Source organism: Pseudomonas sp. HOU2, from assembly GCF_040729435.1.
Lineage (GTDB): Bacteria > Pseudomonadota > Gammaproteobacteria > Pseudomonadales > Pseudomonadaceae > Aquipseudomonas.
The window spans coordinates 3,210,570-3,229,306 of sequence record NZ_CP160398.1 but is presented as its reverse complement, the minus strand read 5'-3'; the positions used below and the strand labels follow the sequence as shown (position 1 = coordinate 3,229,306).

Here is an 18,737-nt window from a genome sequence, read left to right as displayed (position 1 = left end):
AACGCACATCGGCCACCACATGATGAGGATTATCCAATGTCATCTCCGCTTCCCGTGACCGTTTTATCGGGATTTCTCGGCGCCGGAAAAAGTACGCTTTTGAATTACGTACTACGTAATAGAGAAGGCTTGCGTGTTGCGGTCATCGTTAACGATGTGAGCGAGATCAATATTGATGGCAGCGAAGTCCAGCGCGATGTCAGCCTGAATCGTGCGGAAGAAAAACTGGTTGAGATGAGCAACGGTTGTATCTGCTGTACGTTACGCGAGGACCTGCTCGAAGAAGTCGGCAAACTTGCTCGCGAAGGACGATTCGATTACCTGCTCATCGAATCCACTGGCATTTCCGAACCACTGCCGGTAGCCGAAACGTTTACCTTCCGCGATGAGCAGGGCCAGAGCCTTGCTGACGTCGCGCGGCTCGACACCCTGGTCACGGTAGTCGACGGCGTGAATTTCCTCCTCGATTATCAGGCTGCCGAGAGCCTCGCGTCCCGCGGCGAGACACTGGGCGATGAAGATGAACGCTCGATCACCGATCTGCTGATCGAACAAATCGAGTTCGCCGACGTACTGCTGATCAGCAAGATCGACCTCATCAGTCGTCAGGAGCGCGAAGAGCTGATGGCCATCCTCAAGCGCCTCAACGCCCAGGCGGAGATCATCCCGATGGTGATGGGCGAGGTGCCGCTGGAGAAGATTCTCAACACCGGGCGTTTCGATTTCGAGAAGGCCGCTCAGGCCCCAGGCTGGTTACAGGAATTGCGCGGTGAACACGTGCCGGAAACTACGGAATACGGTATCGCTTCGATGGCCTACCGCGCGCGTCGCCCGTTTCATCCGCAGCGCTTCTTCAACTTCATTGATCGTCCGTGGACCAACGGCAAACTGCTGCGCTCCAAGGGCTATTTCTGGCTCGCCAGCAAACCCACCGACGCAGGCAGTTGGTCGCAGGCCGGCGGTCTGATGCGTCATGGTTTTGCCGGGCGCTGGTGGCGTTTCGTACCGAAAAGCCAATGGCCGCAGGATCAGGAAAGTACCGCAGCGATCATGGAAAACTGGACGCGCAATGTCGGAGATTGCCGTCAGGAGCTGGTTTTCATAGGCCAGAACATGAATTTCGTAAAGCTCAGGTCGGAACTTGAGGCCTGCCTGCTCACGGACGAAGAGATAGCTGTTGGCGTAGAAGGTTGGCGCATGCTGCCTGACCCGTTCGGCCCTTGGCACGATGAGGCCGCCTGATGCTCGCGCTCAAATTGCAGCAGAATCGTACCCGTAATCAGCATCAGGAGCCGACGCCCGAAACGCTGACGCGAATCCTCGAAGACGACGTCAATCTCGCGGTCTGGCAGCGCCAACTGCCGCTGCACATCGCCGATTTCGCAGAGTTGCTGCTCTCGCTCAACGAGCCTTTGGCGGAAGCGCTGTGCATCGAATTGCCGAATGAAGACGCCGATCCTGATCTGCAAGGACTGGCCGCCGGGTTCCGTGATCTGCAAGGCTACGAAGGCTTCGTCGCTGACCTGCAATGGCTGGTGAGTGCCTTCGCCTGTCTGCTGGGCGCACGGCGTATCGGCTTACGCCTGCGGGTATTGGATAAAGCCATGTGTCCACGTTTCCATGTCGATCATGTGCCGGTGCGCTTGATCACCACCTATGCCGGGATTGGCAGCCAATGGCTCAAGGAAGGGGTGATGGATCGCGAGCAATTGGGCCAGGCCAACGCCGAGCCGCACGGCATGAGCCAAATCCAGCAACTCAAGTGCGGTGATGTGGCGCTATTGAAAGGCGAGAAGTGGCACGGCAACGAAGGTTTTGGGCTGATTCATCGCTCCCCGCAACCGGCGCCGGGTGAGCGAAGGGTGCTGCTGACCCTCGACTGGCTAGGCTGAAGCTTACGGCTTGAGCCACTTGCCCTGGCTCTGGCCTTCGCAGTACGGCTGCAAATACGCTGCGTCGGAGGCGACACCGTAATAGTGGATATCCTGGCGATAGGGCATATTGGCGACTTGCGCGTTGCTGCACACGCCGAACGCGTCGCTCGGGCATTGATCGACGTACTGCACCTCGACTTTCTGCCCGGCCAGCGTCGGCTGGCAGAAGCCGTCGCTGAACAGCTTCTCGGGAATGCTGCGGTTCTGCTGGCAGACCTTGACGTCGAGCCGCTCACCCTGGCTGTGCACCACGCAAGCCTGGGCCCATGCTTCGCTCGACAGCACCATCAACAGCAACGACCATCCCATCCAACGCATGTCCAACCCCTTCAGAAAACGCCCAGCCATGTTGCAGAACATTCCTACCCATGTCATCGCCGGCCCTCTGGGCGCCGGCAAGACCAGCCTGATTCGCCAACTCATGGCCCAGCGACCGGCAGGCGAGCGCTGGGCAGTGCTGATCAACGAGTTCGGTCAGATCGGCCTCGATGCCGCGTTACTGACCCGCGACGCCGATGGTATCGCACTGGGCGAAGTCGCCGGAGGCTGTTTGTGTTGCGTCAACGGCGCGCCGTTTCAGATCGGCCTTGGCCGTTTGCTGCGCAAGGCGCGGCCGGATCGGTTGTTCATCGAGCCGTCCGGGCTGGGCCATCCAGCGCAGTTGCTCAAGCAGTTGGGCGAGGCGCCGTGGTTGGGTGTACTGGCGCTGCAGCCCTGTGTGTTAGTGCTGGATGCCCAGGCGCTGGCCGCCGGGAAAGCCTTGCCGACCGCTCAGCAGGACGCCTTGGCCAGCGCTGGTCTGTTATTGCTGAACAAGGCAGAAGGTCTGGACGAGGCTGTGCGGCAGACCATCGTGCAGCGTTTGCCGTCAGTGAAACTGATCTGGACCCAGCAGGCGCAACTGCCTTTGCACGCGTTGCCCGGCGCGGCTGCGCAAGCGGTGGCGGGTGTGGATAACCTCGTCGTACCGCAGGGTGTGGGGGCGATTGCGGCGGTATGGAGCGATCCGGCATTGCCGATCTGCCTGAGTCAGGCGCAGGAGGGTGGCTGGAGCATCGGCTGGCGCTGGCACCCGGAGCAGAAATTCGATACTCAACGCCTGAGCTTGTGGTTGAAGGCGCTGGGCTGGCGGCGAGCGAAACTGGTCATCCACAGCGAGCAGGGCTGGGTTTCGGCAAATGCTCTGGATAACGCCGAGCTGGAGTGGCAGCCCAGTGAGTGGCGCCGGGATTCGCGCATCGAACTGATCTTTGCCGATGCGCAAAGTATCGATGATTTGCAGTCAGGCCTGACGCAATGCCGGGTGCAAACGGGTTAGCTCAAGGCTTCCACTTGTTGTGTTCCTGACGCCACTGGCTCAGTTCGATCACTTCGGCCCGTGGACGGGTAACTTCGACCACCGACGGCGAGTCGTCGAACGGTGCCGGGTAGGGCGCCAGTTCGATTTGCGCACTGTGCGCGCCGAACTGGGTGATGGTGCCGTTGTGCCGGGTTTCGCCGGTCACGGTGAACTCGAAATTGTAGACCCGGGCCAGACGCCGCCGACCGCTGGCATCCTTGAGCAAACCGATTTTCTTCAACGCGACGTTGCCGTCCAGCAACTCGACGCCGACATTGATGCAATGCTGCTTGACCCGCTCCAGCGCCCGCTCGCGCAGGCCGTGGTTGTGCCATAGCCAGGCGCCGGCAACGGCGAACAGCATCAGCACGAAGATGTTTTCGAGGGTCAGCATCAACAGGAAACTCCAAAAGATAGGCGCAGCTTAACTGCGTCGCCGGTCTGTCGTACAGGCTGTGTTTCGTCGCATACTGCGCGGCTTGAATTTCAATCGTTTTACGGAATAACCCGAATGAAACGTACGCCTCATCTGCTCGCCATTCAGTCCCATGTGGTCTTCGGCCACGCCGGCAACAGCGCCGCTGTGTTTCCGATGCAGCGGGTCGGGGTGAATGTCTGGCCGCTCAATACCGTGCAGTTTTCCAACCACACCCAGTACGGGCAGTGGGCCGGAGAGGTGCTGGCGCCGCATCAGATCCCCGAACTGGTCGAAGGCATCGCCGCCATCGGTGAGCTGGGCAATTGCGACGCGGTGCTCTCCGGTTATCTGGGCAGCGCGGCACAGGGCCGGGCGATTCTGCGGGGTGTCGAGCGCATCAAGTCGGTCAATCCGAAGGCGCTGTACCTGTGCGACCCGGTGATGGGTCATCCGGAGAAGGGCTGCAGTGTGCCGGCCGAAGTCAGCGATTTCCTCTTGGAGGAGGCCGCTGCGGTGGCGGACATCATGTGCCCGAACCAACTGGAGCTGGACAGCTTCTCCGGGCGCAAGCCGCAGTCGCTGTTCGACTGCCTGGCGATGGCTCGGGCGTTGCTGGCGCGTGGGCCGAAAGCGGTGCTGGTCAAGCACCTGGATTATCCGGGCAAACCGGCGGATGGTTTCGAGATGTTGTTGGTGACGGCTGACGAAAGCTGGCACCTGCGCCGTCCGTTGCTGGCGTTTCCGCGCCAGCCGGTGGGCGTGGGCGACCTGACGTCCGGGCTGTTCCTGGCGCGAGTGCTGTTGGGCGACAGTCTGGTGGCGGCGTTCGAATTCACCGCAGCGGCGGTGCATGAAGTGCTGCTGGAGACCCAGGCTTGTGCCAGCTATGAGCTGCAACTGGTCAGGGCGCAGGACCGGATTGCGCATCCGCGGGTGAAATTCGAGGCGACCGCGATCAGTCTGTAATCGCGTTATCGTTCAAAAGATCGCAGCCTGCGGCAGCTCCTACAGGGTGAACATTAGTCCTCTGTAGGAGCTGCCGCAGACTGCGATCTTTTGCTTTTGATCTCAGGCGTCGCCCTTGATCTCCTGATAACGCTTTTCCAGCTCCTGGCGAATCTGCCGACGCTGCTGCGCCTGCATGTAACGACGCTTGTCTTCGCTGTTCTGCGGTTGCAGCGGCGGTACGGCCGCCGGTTTGCGCTGGTCATCCACCGCGACCATGGTGAAGAAGCAGCTGTTGGTGTGGCGCACCGAACGCTCGCGGATGTTCTCGGTCACCACTTTGATGCCGACTTCCATCGAGGTGTTGCCGGTGTAGTTGACCGAGGCGAGGAAGGTCACCAGTTCGCCGACATGGATCGGCTCGCGGAAAATCACCTGATCCACCGACAGCGTCACCACGTAGCGGCCGGCATAGCGGCTCGCGCAGGCGTAAGCCACTTCGTCGAGGTATTTGAGCAGGGTGCCGCCGTGGACATTGCCAGAGAAGTTGGCCATGTCGGGTGTCATCAATACCGTCATCGACAGTTGGGCGTTTCCGGGTTCCATAACGTTCTCACGGATCAAGGCTGGATGGCTGGACGCACCTCTGCGGGTGCCTGGCCGCTTTTTCAAAAGCACCGTTATCGGGACGCCAGGCGGCTGGCTGTCGTCACGCCGGGATCGATCTGTTTCCTTATATTGCACCGCCTTCCAGCCGGAAGTCGCGGTGTTAACCTGCAAAAGGCCCTGCCCAAGGGCAATTCCTACACGAAAAGCGGATTTTTACCCAACTCGCGCAGAGCTTTCTGAAGTCTGACCGCGGGTCACGTCATACAAGGAGCCCACACCATGCATGCCATCAGCTTTATTCAGGACCTGGCAGTGATCATGTTGGTCGCAGGTGTGGTCACGGTGCTGTTTCACCGCTTCAAGCAGCCGGTGGTGCTCGGCTACATCGTCGCCGGTTTCATCATCGGCCCGCACACCCCGCCGTTCGGCCTGATCCACGACGAAGAAACCATCAAGACCCTCGCCGAGCTGGGGGTGATCTTCCTGATGTTCTGCCTCGGCCTGGAATTCAGTCTGCGCAAGTTGTTCAAGGTCGGGGCCACGGCGTTTATCGCAGCGTTCCTCGAAATCGTCCTGATGATCTGGATCGGCTACGAAATCGGCCGCTGGTTCGACTGGAACACCATGGACTCGCTGTTCCTCGGCGCGATTCTGGCAATCTCCTCAACCACCATCATCGTCAAGGCGCTCAACGACCTGAAGATGAAGAACGAGCGCTTTGCGCAGCTGATCTTCGGCGTGTTGATCGTCGAAGACATCCTTGGCATCGGCATCATCGCCTTGCTGTCGAGCATCGCGGTCAGCGGCACGGTCAGCTCCGGCGAAGTGTTCTCCACGGTCGGCAAATTGTCGTTGTTCATGATCGTCGCGCTGGTGGTCGGCATTCTGCTGGTGCCGCGTCTGTTGGCTTATGTCGCCAAATTCGAAAGCAACGAGATGCTGCTGATCACCGTGCTCGGCCTGTGTTTCGGCTTCTGCCTGCTGGTGGTCAAGCTCGAATACAGCATGGTGCTCGGCGCCTTCCTGATCGGCGCGATCATGGCCGAGTCGCGGCAGCTGCTGAAAATCGAGCGCCTGATCGAGCCGGTTCGCGACCTGTTCAGTGCAATCTTCTTCGTCGCCATCGGCCTGATGCTCGATCCGATGATCCTGCTGCAATACGCATGGCCGATTGCGGTAATTACCGTAGCGGTGGTGCTCGGCAAGATGTTGTCCTGCGGCCTCGGGGCGTTTATCGCCGGCAATGACGGACGCACCTCACTGCGGGTCGGGATGGGGCTGTCACAGATCGGCGAATTTTCCTTCATCATCGCCGCGCTCGGGATGACACTGCAGGTCACCAGCAACTTCCTTTATCCCGTCGCGGTGGCGGTGTCGGTGATCACCACGCTGCTGACGCCGTACCTGATCCGTGCGGCTGACCCGTTGTCGATCAAGCTTTCGGCGGCGGTGCCCAAGCGTCTGGGCCGGGTGTTCGGCATGTATGGCGAATGGCTGCGCAGCATTCAGCCGCAAGGCGAGGGCGCGATGCTGGCGGCGATGATCCGGCGGATCCTGTTGCAGGTCGGGGTCAATCTGGCGTTGGTGATTGCGATCTTCTTCAGCGGCGCGTTCTTCGCCGGACGGCTGTCGGTGTGGATGCAGGACTGGATCGCTGACCCAAGCTGGCAGAAGGCGTTGATCTGGGGCGGGGCGCTGCTGCTGTCGCTGCCGTTCCTGATTGCGGCGTATCGCAAGCTCAAGGCGTTGTCGATGCTGTTGGCGGAGATGGGTGTGAAGCCGGAGATGGCCGGGCGTCACACGCAGCGAGTGCGTCGGGTGATCTCCGAAGTGATCCCGATCCTCTCGCTGCTGGTGATCTTCCTGCTGTTGGCAGCCTTGTCGGCCAGTATCCTGCCGACCAACAAGTTGCTGGTGCTGGTCGCCGTGGTCGCGGCCGCCGTGGCGGCGCTGCTCTGGCGCTGGTTCATCCGCGTGCACACGCGGATGCAGGTGGCCCTGCTGGAAACCCTCGACAATCACAAGGAGTCGTCGGGGCACTGACCGACCCGGGCGTCTGGCGGATCAGCTTTCCAGCCAGACGTCCCGCGCCCAGTGCCACACCGACTCCCAGGACTCTTCGGTGATCAGCTCTTCTTCGCCGGACCACAGCACCACGGTGCCGTCTTCTTCAACGCAATAGTAGTTGTCGCCGTCCTGGCAGATCGGGATCAGGTCGCGCGGTACCCCAGCGTCCCAGGCGTTGGCCGCGACATCCGGCAGGTAAGTGTGTGATTGCGGGTCGGTGACGGTCACCGGCTCGAGGCTGCCGTAAACCACATCACTGACGGTCAGCAGAAACTCTTTGAAGACGAACGGGATGTTGATGAAGAGTTCTTCTTCGATCTCCACCAATTGGTCTTCGTCGGGCAACTCCAGGGGAACCGGTACGGGTTCGTTGGCTTCGCGCAGTTGTTCGATGATTTCTTCCACGTCCGGGATCCTCTTGCTTGAATGGCGCGGTTTATATGGGCCGGTTTATACAGTAGCTCGCTATAGATGCAACTGCGAAATAGAAAACCCCGGCCGAGGCCGGGGTTTTTATTACCACATGCGTAACGCGCAGGGGATCAGCCGTTCTGGCGGATACCGGCCACCAGCCAAGGCTGGTTTTCGCCCTGTGGACGTTCCATGTTCCAGCTTTCGCTGAATACTTCGCCCTGGTCGAAACGCGAGGTCTTCGACACACCGCTGAAGGTCAGGGTGGCGATGGTCTTGTCGGCACGATCATCCACGCCGTCCAGTTGTACCTGCAGGTTGTCGATGTAGGTCGACTGGAAGCCGTCGCCCAGGTCCGCACGCTCACGCTTGAGGAAGTCGAGCATTTGCGGGGTCACGAACTCGGCGATCTTGTCCATTTCGTTGGCGTCCCAGTGCTGCTGCAGCGACTGGAAATGGCTGCGCGCGGCGGCAAGGAAGTTCTGCTCGTTGAACCACGCCGGTGCGTTGATCACCGGACGAGCGGCAACCGGCGCGGCCGAACCACCGAAGATCGAACCCATGGCAGCAGGCTTCTGCTCGAACACTTCACGCTGCATCGGCGCGCCGGCCGGAGCCAGATGCTCCTGCTGCTTGCGTCGACGAGCGGCGATGAAGCGGAAGATCACGAACGCGATCACGGCCATGATCAGGATGTCGAAGATCTGCATGCCCTGGAAGCCGCCGCCCATGAACATGGACGCCAACAGGCCACCGGCGGCGATACCGGCCAGAGGGCCGAGCCATTTCGAAGCGCCGCCAGCCTTGGCCGCGGCACCGGCAGCGCCGGCAGCACCAGCGGTCGCTGCTGCGCCGCCCATGCCTGGGGAAGAAGGAGCCATCTGGCTGGTCTGGTGCGTCGGCGCAGCGCCGGCGCTTTTGCCACCACCAAAGCGCTTGGCGTTGGCGTCGAGGCTCATCGTCAGGCCGATGCACAACGCCATGGCGATGCTAAGAAAACGTTTCATAAAGGGAATTCCCGTTTGTGGAGACACGCGCGCCATGTTGCACAGCTGAAGTGTTACTGGCTAGCGAGAGAGTGTTTCGGGCTTTTGCCTGACAGGTTAGGTTCAGCTCCGTCGAAGCAATAAGGCCATGTACTTTTGTCTGTAGGAAAAAGGGATAGGTTCAGCGGGAAACTTGCTTATCGACGCAATGCCAACATCACCACACCAGCGGTGATCAGGCCGATGCCGCCCCATTGGCGCAGGTCGAGTTTCTCGCCCAGCAGGATCACGCCGAGCACCGCCACCAGTACCACGCTGAGCTTGTCCACCGGCGCGACCAGCGAAGCCGGGCCGACTTTCAGCGCGCGGAAATAGCACAGCCACGACGCGCCTGTTCCCAGGCCGGACAACAGCAGGAACAGATAGCTCTTGGCAGAAATCGATCCCAAGGACTGATATTGGCCCGTGGCGTACAAAATCAAGGCCAGGCTGACCAGTACCACGATGGTGCGCAGCAGGGTGGCGAAGTCGGAATTGACGTTTTCGATGCCGACTTTGGCGAAGATCGCCGTCAGCGCGGCGAACGTCGCCGAGAGCAGGGCCCAGAATGTCCAGGAAGAGAAGAAGCCTGAGCCCATGGCAATATCCTTAAAGATGAGCCGACACAAAGCCTTGTAGGAGTGAGCCTGCTCGCGATGAGGGCGTGTCAGACAATAAATATATTGAATGATAAATCGCTATCGCGAGCAGGCTCACTCCTACAAAAAGCAGTCGAGCAAGGCGTTAAATTGCTTCCAGCTTGGCGTAGCCGAGCATCAGCCACTTGCTGCCTTCGCTGAAGTTCACCTGTACCCGCGCCTGCGCGCCGGCGCCTTCGAAGTTGAGGATCACGCCGTCACCGAAGATCGAGTGACGCACCGCCTGACCCAGGCTGAAGCCGGTTTCCGGAATCTCGCTGCCGCTGAACAGGTTGCTGCCGCTCATCGACTGATTGCCGCCGAACGGTCGGCTGACGCTGTTCGACAGGCGCACTTCCTGAATCAGACCCTTCGGCACTTCCCGTACGAAACGCGAGACCTTGTTGTAGGTTTCGCTGCCGTACAGGCGCCGGGTTTCAGCATAGGTCATCACCAGATTCTGCATGGCGCGGGTGATGCCGACGTAGGCCAGACGCCGCTCTTCCTCAAGGCGCCCCGGTTCTTCCAGGCTCATCTTGTGCGGGAACAGGCCTTCTTCCATGCCCACCAGGAACACGTAAGGGAATTCCAGGCCTTTGGCGCTGTGCAGGGTCATCAGCTGAATGCTGTCTTCGTGTTCGTCGGCCTGGGTGTCTCCGGCCTCCAGCGATGCGTGGCCGAGGAACGCCGCCAGTGGTGTCAGCTCTTCGTCTTCTTCGGTGTTCTCGAAGTTGCGCGCGGCGCTGACCAGTTCCTCAAGGTTTTCCACCCGGGCCTGGCCTTTCTCGCCTTTTTCCGCTTCGTGATAGGCGATCAGCCCCGATTGCTCGATGACGGTCTGGGTCATCAGGTGCAGCGGCATTTCCATGCACTTGGCGGCGAGATTTTCGATCAGCTCGATAAACGCACCCAGCGCACCGGCAGCACGACCGGTCAGGCCTTTATTGGCGACCAGTTGGCGCATCGCTTCCCACATCGACACATCGCTGTGACGTGCATGGTCGCGGATCGCTTCGACGGTTTTCTCGCCAATGCCACGGGCCGGGACGTTGATCACTCGCTCCAGCGCCGCGTCGTTACCACGGCCTTCGAGCAAGCGCAGGTAGGCCATGGCGTTCTTGATTTCCGCGCGCTCGAAGAAGCGTTGGCCGCCATAAATGCGGTACGGGATGCGCTCGCGCAGCAAGGCTTCTTCGAGAACGCGCGATTGGGCGTTGGAGCGGTAGAGAATCGCGATATCGCTACGGGCCAGGCCGGTTTTCAGCGCGCTTTCGATGGTTTCGACAACGTAGCGTGCTTCGTCGTGTTCGTTGAACGCGGCGTACAGATTGATCGCTTCACCGTCGCCGCCGTCGGTCCACAGCTCTTTGCCGAGACGTCCGGTGTTGTTGGCGATCAAGGCGTTGGCCGCCTTGAGGATGCCGGCGGTGGAGCGGTAGTTCTGCTCCAGACGAATGGTCACCGAATCCGGGAAGTCGGAGGAGTACTGATGAATGTTCTCGATTTTCGCCCCGCGCCAGCCGTAGATCGACTGGTCGTCGTCGCCGACCACCATCAGGCTGTCGCCGCCCTTGCCGAGCAGGCGCAACCAGGCGTACTGCACGGCGTTGGTGTCCTGGAACTCGTCGACGAGGATGTGGCGGAAGCGCTTCTGATAGTGCGCCAGCAGGCCCGGGTGATCGCGCCACAAATCGAGGGCGCGCAGCAGCAGTTCGGAGAAGTCGATGACGCCGGCGCGCTGGCAGGCCGCCTCGTAAGCTTCGTAAATGCCGCGCATGGTCGCCAGGTACAAGTCGCCGCTGGCCTGAATGTGTTGCGGACGCAGACCTTCGTCTTTCTGCCCGTTGATGAACCACTGGGCCTGACGGGCTGGCCAGCGTTGCTCGTCCAGCCCCAGCTCGCGGATCACCCGCTTGACCAGCCGTTGCTGGTCGTCGCTGTCGAGAATCTGGAAAGTCTGGCTCAAGCCCGCTTCCTGCCAGTGCGCCCGCAGCAGGCGGTGCGCCAGGCCGTGGAAGGTGCCGACCCACATGCCGGCCGGGTTGATGCCCAGCAACTGCTCGATGCGATGGCGCATCTCGGCAGCGGCCTTGTTGGTGAAGGTCACCGACAGAATGGAGTGGGGCGAGGCGTTTTCGACCTGGATCAACCAGGCGATACGGTGCACCAGCACTCGGGTTTTACCGGAACCGGCACCGGCCAGGACCAACTGACGGCCAACGGGGGCTGCTACGGCCTGGCGTTGGGCATCGTTGAGGGAGTTCAGCAGAAGGGAGAGATCATCGCGCATCGGGGCATTCTAGGGTGCGCCGCAGGCCCGGGCAAACCGAGCTTTGCATTAGCCGATGAAAGTGCCGCCGATGACGACCGGTCGGTCACTGGCTACAGGCTTCGGCCCGCCTCACTCTGCGGGTTTTGCCGGTGATCGGACGGCGGAAAGTTTCCGGCAAATTATGATCTGGAGCAGTTTGGCAACGGGATCGGCTTGTGTATGCTCCGTCCACGTTTCGGGCCCATGCTCACTCCTATAAGAACAACAACATTGCACAAGACCCTCAGCTCAGACCTGTCGGGCCCCTCTGTGGAACCCCGGGTCATCCGCAAGCATTACGCCACCGAAATGGCGGTCGAACGCACGCGCCTGCTGTATCAGGGCTCGCTGTTGCCGACGATGTTCATGTTACTCAATGGCCTGGTCTGCGCGGCTTTGCTCTGGAGCCCGCAGCGCTATTTCGTGGTCAGCATCTGGCTGGTCTGGTTGTTGTCGCTGGTGGCGCTACGGGTGATACAGGTTGCCGCATTCGATTCGGCGATCCCGGACCGTCAGGCCCAGCCGATCTGGTTTCGCATGTTCCTGCTCGGCTCGACCATGACCGGTCTGACCCTGGCCGGTGCCGGCATCGCCCTGGTGCCCGCCGACAACTTCATGCAGCAAGCCTGGGTGTTCGGCCTGATTGGTGCCGCGACGTTATCGGCCAGCGTTGCCTACGCGGTCAGCCTGCCGGCGTTTCTGTCCTTTACCTTGCCGTGCCTGTTGCCGGCGATCGGCTACCTGTTCTGGGGCGGTGATGAGCAGGCGCGCGGTTGGGGCTGGCTCGGGCTGATTCTGCTCGGTTCGCTGAGCGTGGTCGCCTGGCAGGTCAATCGGCTGATTGATCGTGGCTTGCTGCGGCGCTTTCAGAACCAGCACCTGATCGAACACCTGCAGCAAGCGCAGAACCGCAGCGAGCAGCTCAATCAGGCGCTGGCCAGAGAGATCGAACAGCGGCGCTGTGCCGAGGGCCAATTGCGTGAAGCACAGATCGAACTGGAAGATCGAGTGGCCCAGCGCAGTCGTGAACTGGACGTGGCCAATCAGGCGCTGAGCAAAAGCGAAGCCCGGCTGGCCCTGGCGTTAAAGGCCAGTGAGCTTGGGCTATGGGACTGGAATCTGCAGACCGACGAAGTCCATCACACGCAGATTCAGGAACTGTTCGGTCTCGCGCCGGAATACGTCACGGCGATCCTGCGCGACCTCAAGCCGCGCCTGCACCCCGAGGATGTGCCGTCGCTGAAGCAGGCGCTGATCGAGCACCTGAAGGGCCGCACCGAGGACTATCAGATCGAGTACCGCGTGCGTCACGGCGACGGTCATTGGGTGTGGATCGAAGACCGCGGCCGCGCGGTGGAGCGCAGCGATAGCGGGCAGGTGATCCGCATGGTCGGTACCCGGCGCGACATCAGCGTGAGCAAAAGCCTCGAAGAACAGCAGCGACTGGCGGCCACGGTGTTCGAAGCGGCCAGCGAAGGCATCGTCATTCTTGATCCGAACTACGCCTTGATTGCGGTCAATCAGGCGTTCAGCCGGGTCACCGGTTATGACATCGAAGACATGCTCGGGCGCAACGTCGTCGAACTGCCGTGCAGTCGTGATGCGCGGCGACATTACGTTTCGATCCGCCACGCGCTGGAGCAGCACGGCAGTTGGCAGGGCGAACTGGTGGAAACCCGCAAGAACGGCGACCTGTATCCGCAGTGGCTGCAACTCAACGCGGTGCGCGACAGTCGGGGAAACGTCAGTCATATCGTCGGCTTCTTCGCCGATCTTTCTGCGCGGCGCGAATCCGAAGAGCGCATGCGTTTCCTGACGCACTACGATGAACTCACCGGGCTGGCCAATCGCTCACTGTTCCGCGAACGCCTGCACGAAGCGCATCAGCGCGTGCGTCAGGGCGGGCGCCGCAGTCTGGCGCTGCTGCACATCAATCTCGATCGCTTCAAATTGCTCAACGACAGCCTCGGCCACGAGGTGGCGGATCAGCTGTTGCAGAAAATGGCCCGACGTCTGGTCAACGCCTTGCCGGAGGCCGACACCATCGCCCGACTGTCCGGTGATGAGTTTGCGGTGCTGTTCGATGCCTACGGCAACCTGTCGAGCCTGGCGCGTGTCGCCACGCGGCTGTCGAGCAAGCTGCGCCTGCCGCTGACAGTCGAAGGGCATGAACTGGTGGTCAGCGCCTCGATGGGCATCAGCATGCTGCCGGACAACGCCCGGGAAATCTCTGCGCTGGTCAGTCAGTCGAACATGGCGATGCAACACGCCAAGCATCTGGGCGGCAACAATTTCCAGTTCTACACCGACAGCCTGCAGGCCAGCACCCTTGAGCGCCTGCAACTGGAAAACCAGCTGCGCAAAGCCATCGAAGACAAACAGCTCAAGGTGTTCTACCAGCCGAAGCTGTGCCTGCAAACCGGGCGCCTGAATGCGGCGGAGGCGCTGGTGCGCTGGGATCATCCGACCATGGGCCGGGTGCCGCCGGGGGACTTTATCGGTCTAGCCGAGGAAACCGGGCTGATCGGGCCGATCGGCGAATTCGTGCTGCGCCAGGCTTGCTGGCAGGCGTGCGAATGGCAACGGCAAGGGCTGGAGCCGATTCGGGTATCGGTAAATCTGTCGGTGCATCAACTGCGGCAGGGCAAACTGGTCAGTCTGGTGCGCCAAGTGCTGGAGGAAACCGGGCTGGCGCCGCACTACCTCGAACTGGAGCTCACCGAAAGCCAGTTGCTCGACAGCGTCGAACACATCATCGCCACCTTCCAGCAACTGCGCGATCTGGGGGTGAAGCTGGCGATCGACGATTTCGGCACCGGCTATTCGTCGCTGAGTTACCTCAAACGGATTCCGGTGGATTACGTGAAGATCGATCAGGCGTTCATTCGCGGATTGGGGCAGGGCAGTGAGGATGCGGCGATCACCCGGGCGATCATCGCCATGGCTCACGGGCTGTCGTTGAAAGTGGTGGCTGAAGGTGTCGAGCGGCAAGAACAGCTGGAATTTTTACGTGCCGAGCGCTGCGACGAAGTTCAGGGGTACCTGATCAGCCGCCCGGTGGAGGCTGAGCGTCTGGCTGGGCTTTTACGCGAACAGGGAAATCCGCTTTAAGGGCTACATGCACTCCATCGTGCCTGATACGGGGACATGGAGTTACGCATTGAGCAGGCAAAAAGCCAATTCATGTAGTATAACTACAAGCGTGCTACATCCTTGCCCATAAGAAGAGTCCAGCCCCTTGAATCTGCTGCAACACATCGCCCAGTCACGTCACCTGTTACGCAAGTCGGAGCTCAAGGTCGCCGACCACGTGCTGCTTGACCCTGCGGCGGTGATGCACAGTTCCATGGCCGATCTGGCCCACAGTGTCGGTATCAGCGAGCCGACCATTGTGCGTTTCTGCCGGGCCATCGGCTGCTCCGGGTTTCAGGATCTCAAGCTCAAGCTGGCGCAAAGCCTGGCCGCTGGTGCCAGCTTCGGCCAGTTCGCGATCCACGAAGACGACTCGGTCGCCGACTACAGCCTGAAGATTTTCGACACCACGTTGCACACCCTGATGGAGGTTCGCGAGAAGCTCGATCCGGTGGAATTGCAGCGCGCGGTGACGCTGATGTCTCAGGCGCAGCGTGTCGAGTTTTACGGCTTTGGTGCGTCGGGCGCGGTGGCTGCGGATGCGCAGCACAAGTTCTTCCGTTTGCTGCTGACGGCGGCGGCGTATTCCGACCCGCACATGCAGGCGATGTCGGCGGTGACCTTGAAGCCGACCGATGTGGCGATCTGCATTTCCCAGTCCGGGCGCTCCAAGGACCTGCTGATCACCGCCAACCTTGTTCGCGAGAGCGGCGCTTCGCTGATCACCTTGTGCCCGAGCCAGACACCGCTGGCTGAGCTGTCGACCGTCAATCTGGCGATCGATGTGCACGAAGACACCGAAATCTATACACCGCTGACCTCGCGCATTGCGCACCTGGTGGTGATCGACGTGCTGGCAATGGGCGTGGCCATGGCGCGTGGGCCGAGCCTGGTCAATCACCTGAAGAGCGTGAAGCGCAGTCTGCGCAGCTTGCGGCTGTCTCCCAAGGCCGTGAAAGCCCTGGATGACTGAAGCCTGCTTTTGTGGCGAGGGAGCTTGCTCCCGATGGGGCGCGCAGCGGCCCTGAAAGGCCGGGCCTGCTTCGCAGTCCAGCGGGAGCAAGCTCCCTCGCCACAATGAAACGCAATCGGCAAAGTTTCATCGCACTGTCATCCCCGCGCAGCCAAACCGTCATCCGTCCCGCCTATCGTGAAACTCCCGTACTCGCCTTGGGAGACTCGAAATGGCTCAGCCCTACGAAGAACGCAACAGCGCCGCGAAAACCCGTCGTCAGCAGGAAGACCAGCGCCGCATGGAATTCCGTCGCGCGATCGAAGATCGCTTCGAACTCCGTCAGCTTCAAAGCGAAATCAGCGATTTTCCCGAGGACATCGAACTCAACTACTGGCAGGCCGCACCGGCAGCTTCCCGTCGAAGCGCTCAACCAGCGCGCTGATCTGCACCCGCTCGCTGCGGATAAACGCCAGGAAGGCGTGCGCCACCGGTGACAGGCGTTTGGCCTTGGCCTGCACCAGGCACCAGCTACGGAACAGCGGCAACTCTTCGACCGGCAGCTCGACCAGGCCGCCGGTCGCCAGTTCCAGGTTCAGGGCGTGGCGCGTCAACAGCGCCAGGCCCAGACCCGCCACCACGCATTCACGCTGGGCTTCGGCCGAGGCCACTTCCTGGGTCTGGGTGAAGTGCACGCGTTTTTCCTTGAAGTATTCTTCGCACGCCAGGCGTGTGCCCGAACCCGGTTCGCGGATCAGCAGCGTGTAAGGTTCAAGATCCTGCAAACGCAGCGGCCCCATGTGCGCCAACGGATGGTCCGGGCGCGCTACGGCAACAATCGGATTGTTCAGAAACGGCAGAAACTCCAGGCCCATGTCCTGCGGCACCATCGACATGATCACCAGATCATCGCGGTTGTCCGAAAGCCTGCGAATCACCTGACCGCGGTTGACCACCGTCAGTTGCAAGTTCACTTCCGGGTGCTGGCGCTTGAAGGCGGCGAACAGGTGCGGCACGAAGTATTTGGCGCTGGATTCCACTGCCAGTTTCAACTGGCCCTGCAGCGAACCCTGCATGTCAGAAAGCTGCATGTCGAGGTTTTCCAGGCGCCCGAAAATGTCCCGACTGGCGCGCTGCAAGGCTTCGGCAGCCTCGGTCATGTAGAGTTTTTTGCCGACATAATCGAATAATGGCTGGCCGATCAGCTCTTCAAGCTGACGAATCTGTAGGCTGACGGCCGGTTGTGTGAGCGACATTTCATCGGCGGCGCGGCTGTAGGAGCGCAGATCACACACTTCGTTGAAAATCTGCAACTGGCGTAATGTCATACGCATCAAGGACTTACGCATTTCTTATAGGCTCTGACGGCAGGCTGATGGTTTAACTATAAGTCTTTGCTTATGCCTGTCCCAATTTTTATTCATTTTTGTTAATCCCTTGCGGGCGCTAGTGTGGGGTCGCGACCAGATTGAAACATTTGGTCACGCGTCGACCTGGGTCTAGCAGGTCGTGGTGCCACCGGCTCAAGGGAATTTCCAAGTGATAAAAAAGATCCTGATCGCCAACCGTGGTGAGATTGCCGTACGAATCGTGCGAGCTTGCGCCGAGATGGGCATTCGCTCGGTTGCGATTTTTTCCGACGCCGACCGCCATGCCTTGCATGTGAAGCGTGCGGACGAAGCCCACAGCATCGGTGCCGAGCCACTGGCCGGTTACCTCAACCCGCGCAAGCTGGTGAACCTGGCGGTGGAAACCGGTTGCGATGCACTGCACCCCGGTTACGGCTTCCTCTCGGAAAACGCCGAGCTGGCAGACATCTGCGCCGAACGCGGGATCAAATTCATCGGCCCGTCGGCAGAAGTCATTCGCCGCATGGGCGACAAGACCGAAGCCCGGCGCAGCATGATCAAGGCCGGTGTACCGGTCACCCCGGGCACGGAAGGCAACGTGTCGGGTATCGAGGAAGCGCTGAGCGAGGGCGACCGTATCGGTTATCCGGTGATGCTCAAGGCCACCTCCGGTGGCGGCGGTCGCGGTATCCGTCGCTGCAACAGTCGTGAAGAACTCGAACAGAATTTCCCCCGGGTGATCTCCGAAGCGACCAAGGCCTTCGGTTCGGCGGAAGTGTTCCTGGAAAAATGCATCGTCAATCCCAAGCACATCGAAGCGCAGATCCTTGGTGACAGCTTCGGCAACGTGGTGCACCTGTTCGAGCGTGACTGCTCGATTCAGCGCCGCAACCAGAAGCTGATCGAGATCGCCCCGAGCCCGCAACTGACCCCGGAACAGCGCGCCTACATCGGCGACCTGTCGGTGCGTGCGGCCAAGGCTGTGGGTTACGAGAACGCCGGCACCGTGGAGTTCCTGCTCGCCGAGGGCGAGGTGTACTTCATGGAGATGAACACCCGGGTGCAGGTGGAACACACCATCACCGAAGAAATCACCGGGATCGACATCGTTCGCGAGCAGATCCGCATCGCCTCAGGCTTGCCGCTATCGGTGAAGCAGGAAGACATCCAGCACCGTGGTTTCGCGTTGCAGTTCCGCATCAACGCCGAAGACCCGAAGAACAACTTCCTGCCGAGCTTCGGCAAGATCACTCGTTACTACGCCCCTGGCGGCCCGGGCGTGCGCACTGACACGGCGATCTACACCGGCTACACCATTCCGCCGTTCTATGACTCGATGTGCCTGAAACTGGTGGTCTGGGCGTTGACCTGGGAAGAGGCGATGGACCGGGGTCTGCGGGCGCTGGACGACATGCGTCTGCAAGGCGTGAAAACCACCGCCGCGTACTACCAGGAAATCCTGCGCAACCCGGAATTCCGTAGCGGCCAGTTCAACACCAGCTTCGTTGAAAGCCACCCTGAACTGACCAACTACTCGATCAAGCGCAAACCCGAAGAGCTGGCCCTGGCCATCGCCGCCGCCATCGCCGCCCACGCAGGCCTGTGAG

The 18,737-nt window shown here is 60.8% G+C and carries 17 protein-coding genes; 9 read left to right on the top strand and 8 right to left on the bottom strand.

What is annotated here, in order from left to right:
- Positions 1 to 36 precede the first annotated feature (36 nt).
- Both zigA and ABV589_RS14570 read left to right on the top strand, forming a co-directional pair.
- Positions 37 to 1,242, top strand: coding sequence for a zinc metallochaperone GTPase ZigA (zigA, locus tag ABV589_RS14575; RefSeq protein WP_367082144.1), 1,206 nt, complete (start codon positions 37 to 39; stop codon positions 1,240 to 1,242).
- On the top strand, positions 1,242 to 1,892 hold the full coding sequence (locus ABV589_RS14570) for a DUF1826 domain-containing protein (protein ID WP_367082142.1): 651 nt from the start codon (positions 1,242 to 1,244) through the stop codon (positions 1,890 to 1,892). Before zigA ends, ABV589_RS14570 begins: the two co-directional genes overlap by 1 nt.
- 3 nt (positions 1,893 to 1,895) lie before the next feature.
- Here the strand turns inward: ABV589_RS14570 and ABV589_RS14565 are convergent, their stop codons facing one another.
- Complete coding sequence (locus tag ABV589_RS14565; RefSeq protein WP_367082140.1) at positions 1,896 to 2,252, bottom strand: NADH:ubiquinone oxidoreductase; 357 nt, start codon at positions 2,250 to 2,252, stop codon at positions 1,896 to 1,898.
- Between the two features lie 28 nt (positions 2,253 to 2,280).
- On the opposite strand from ABV589_RS14565, the gene ABV589_RS14560 reads away from it, so the two are divergent.
- Complete coding sequence (locus tag ABV589_RS14560) at positions 2,281 to 3,252, top strand: CobW-like GTP-binding protein (RefSeq protein WP_367082138.1); 972 nt, start codon at positions 2,281 to 2,283, stop codon at positions 3,250 to 3,252.
- 1 nt (position 3,253) lies between these two features.
- Here ABV589_RS14560 and ABV589_RS14555 read toward each other — a convergent pair whose 3' ends face one another.
- Positions 3,254 to 3,667: a DUF3301 domain-containing protein gene (locus ABV589_RS14555; RefSeq protein WP_367082136.1), complete on the bottom strand. Its 414-nt coding sequence runs from the start codon at positions 3,665 to 3,667 to the stop codon at positions 3,254 to 3,256.
- Between the two features lie 117 nt (positions 3,668 to 3,784).
- On the opposite strand from ABV589_RS14555, the gene pdxY reads away from it, so the two are divergent.
- Positions 3,785 to 4,657: a pyridoxal kinase PdxY gene (pdxY, locus tag ABV589_RS14550; protein ID WP_108589116.1), complete on the top strand. Its 873-nt coding sequence runs from the start codon at positions 3,785 to 3,787 to the stop codon at positions 4,655 to 4,657.
- A 102-nt stretch (positions 4,658 to 4,759) separates the two neighbouring features.
- Here the strand turns inward: pdxY and ABV589_RS14545 are convergent, their stop codons facing one another.
- The gene (locus ABV589_RS14545) at positions 4,760 to 5,242 is read right to left on the bottom strand and encodes an acyl-CoA thioesterase (protein ID WP_003229693.1); all 483 of its coding nucleotides are present in this window, start codon (positions 5,240 to 5,242) and stop codon (positions 4,760 to 4,762) included.
- Between the two features lie 282 nt (positions 5,243 to 5,524).
- Between ABV589_RS14545 and ABV589_RS14540 the strand changes: the two genes are divergently transcribed.
- Entirely contained in the window at positions 5,525 to 7,288 is a 1,764-nt protein-coding gene (locus ABV589_RS14540; protein WP_007960872.1) for a cation:proton antiporter, read from the top strand.
- Positions 7,289 to 7,309: 21 nt separating this feature from the next.
- Here the strand turns inward: ABV589_RS14540 and ABV589_RS14535 are convergent, their stop codons facing one another.
- From ABV589_RS14535 to uvrD, 4 genes are all read right to left on the bottom strand, one after another.
- On the bottom strand, positions 7,310 to 7,717 hold the full coding sequence (locus ABV589_RS14535; RefSeq protein ID WP_024164487.1) for an SMI1/KNR4 family protein: 408 nt from the start codon (positions 7,715 to 7,717) through the stop codon (positions 7,310 to 7,312).
- A gap of 137 nt (positions 7,718 to 7,854) precedes the next feature.
- Positions 7,855 to 8,730, bottom strand: a complete 876-nt coding sequence (locus tag ABV589_RS14530) for a Tim44 domain-containing protein (RefSeq protein ID WP_007962237.1) — start codon at positions 8,728 to 8,730, stop codon at positions 7,855 to 7,857.
- 176 nt (positions 8,731 to 8,906) lie between these two features.
- A complete protein-coding gene (locus ABV589_RS14525) occupies positions 8,907 to 9,347 on the bottom strand; it encodes an EamA family transporter (protein ID WP_367082133.1) in 441 nt (146 codons plus the stop codon).
- Between the two features lie 145 nt (positions 9,348 to 9,492).
- Entirely contained in the window at positions 9,493 to 11,676 is a 2,184-nt protein-coding gene (gene uvrD / locus ABV589_RS14520; protein ID WP_003229685.1) for a DNA helicase II, read from the bottom strand.
- 201 nt (positions 11,677 to 11,877) lie between these two features.
- Between uvrD and ABV589_RS14515 the strand changes: the two genes are divergently transcribed.
- The 3 genes from ABV589_RS14515 to ABV589_RS14505 all read left to right on the top strand — a co-directional run bounded on the left by ABV589_RS14515 (position 11,878) and on the right by ABV589_RS14505 (position 16,226).
- On the top strand, positions 11,878 to 14,808 hold the full coding sequence (locus ABV589_RS14515; protein WP_367082131.1) for an EAL domain-containing protein: 2,931 nt from the start codon (positions 11,878 to 11,880) through the stop codon (positions 14,806 to 14,808).
- A 127-nt stretch (positions 14,809 to 14,935) separates the two neighbouring features.
- Positions 14,936 to 15,802 carry a transcriptional regulator HexR gene (gene hexR, locus ABV589_RS14510; RefSeq protein ID WP_007962240.1) on the top strand — a complete coding sequence of 289 codons (867 nt, stop codon included), beginning with the start codon at positions 14,936 to 14,938 and terminating at the stop codon, positions 15,800 to 15,802.
- Between the two features lie 211 nt (positions 15,803 to 16,013).
- Positions 16,014 to 16,226 carry a PA3496 family putative envelope integrity protein gene (locus ABV589_RS14505; RefSeq protein ID WP_007962241.1) on the top strand — a complete coding sequence of 71 codons (213 nt, stop codon included), beginning with the start codon at positions 16,014 to 16,016 and terminating at the stop codon, positions 16,224 to 16,226.
- Here the strand turns inward: ABV589_RS14505 and ABV589_RS14500 are convergent.
- A complete protein-coding gene (locus ABV589_RS14500) occupies positions 16,168 to 17,130 on the bottom strand; it encodes a LysR family transcriptional regulator (RefSeq protein ID WP_041073865.1) in 963 nt (320 codons plus the stop codon). The two genes, ABV589_RS14505 and ABV589_RS14500, sit on opposite strands and share 59 nt — an antisense overlap.
- A gap of 190 nt (positions 17,131 to 17,320) precedes the next feature.
- Between ABV589_RS14500 and ABV589_RS14495 the strand changes: the two genes are divergently transcribed.
- Positions 17,321 to 18,736, top strand: a complete 1,416-nt coding sequence (locus ABV589_RS14495; RefSeq protein ID WP_007962243.1) for an acetyl-CoA carboxylase biotin carboxylase subunit — start codon at positions 17,321 to 17,323, stop codon at positions 18,734 to 18,736.
- Position 18,737: the final 1 nt, after the last annotated feature.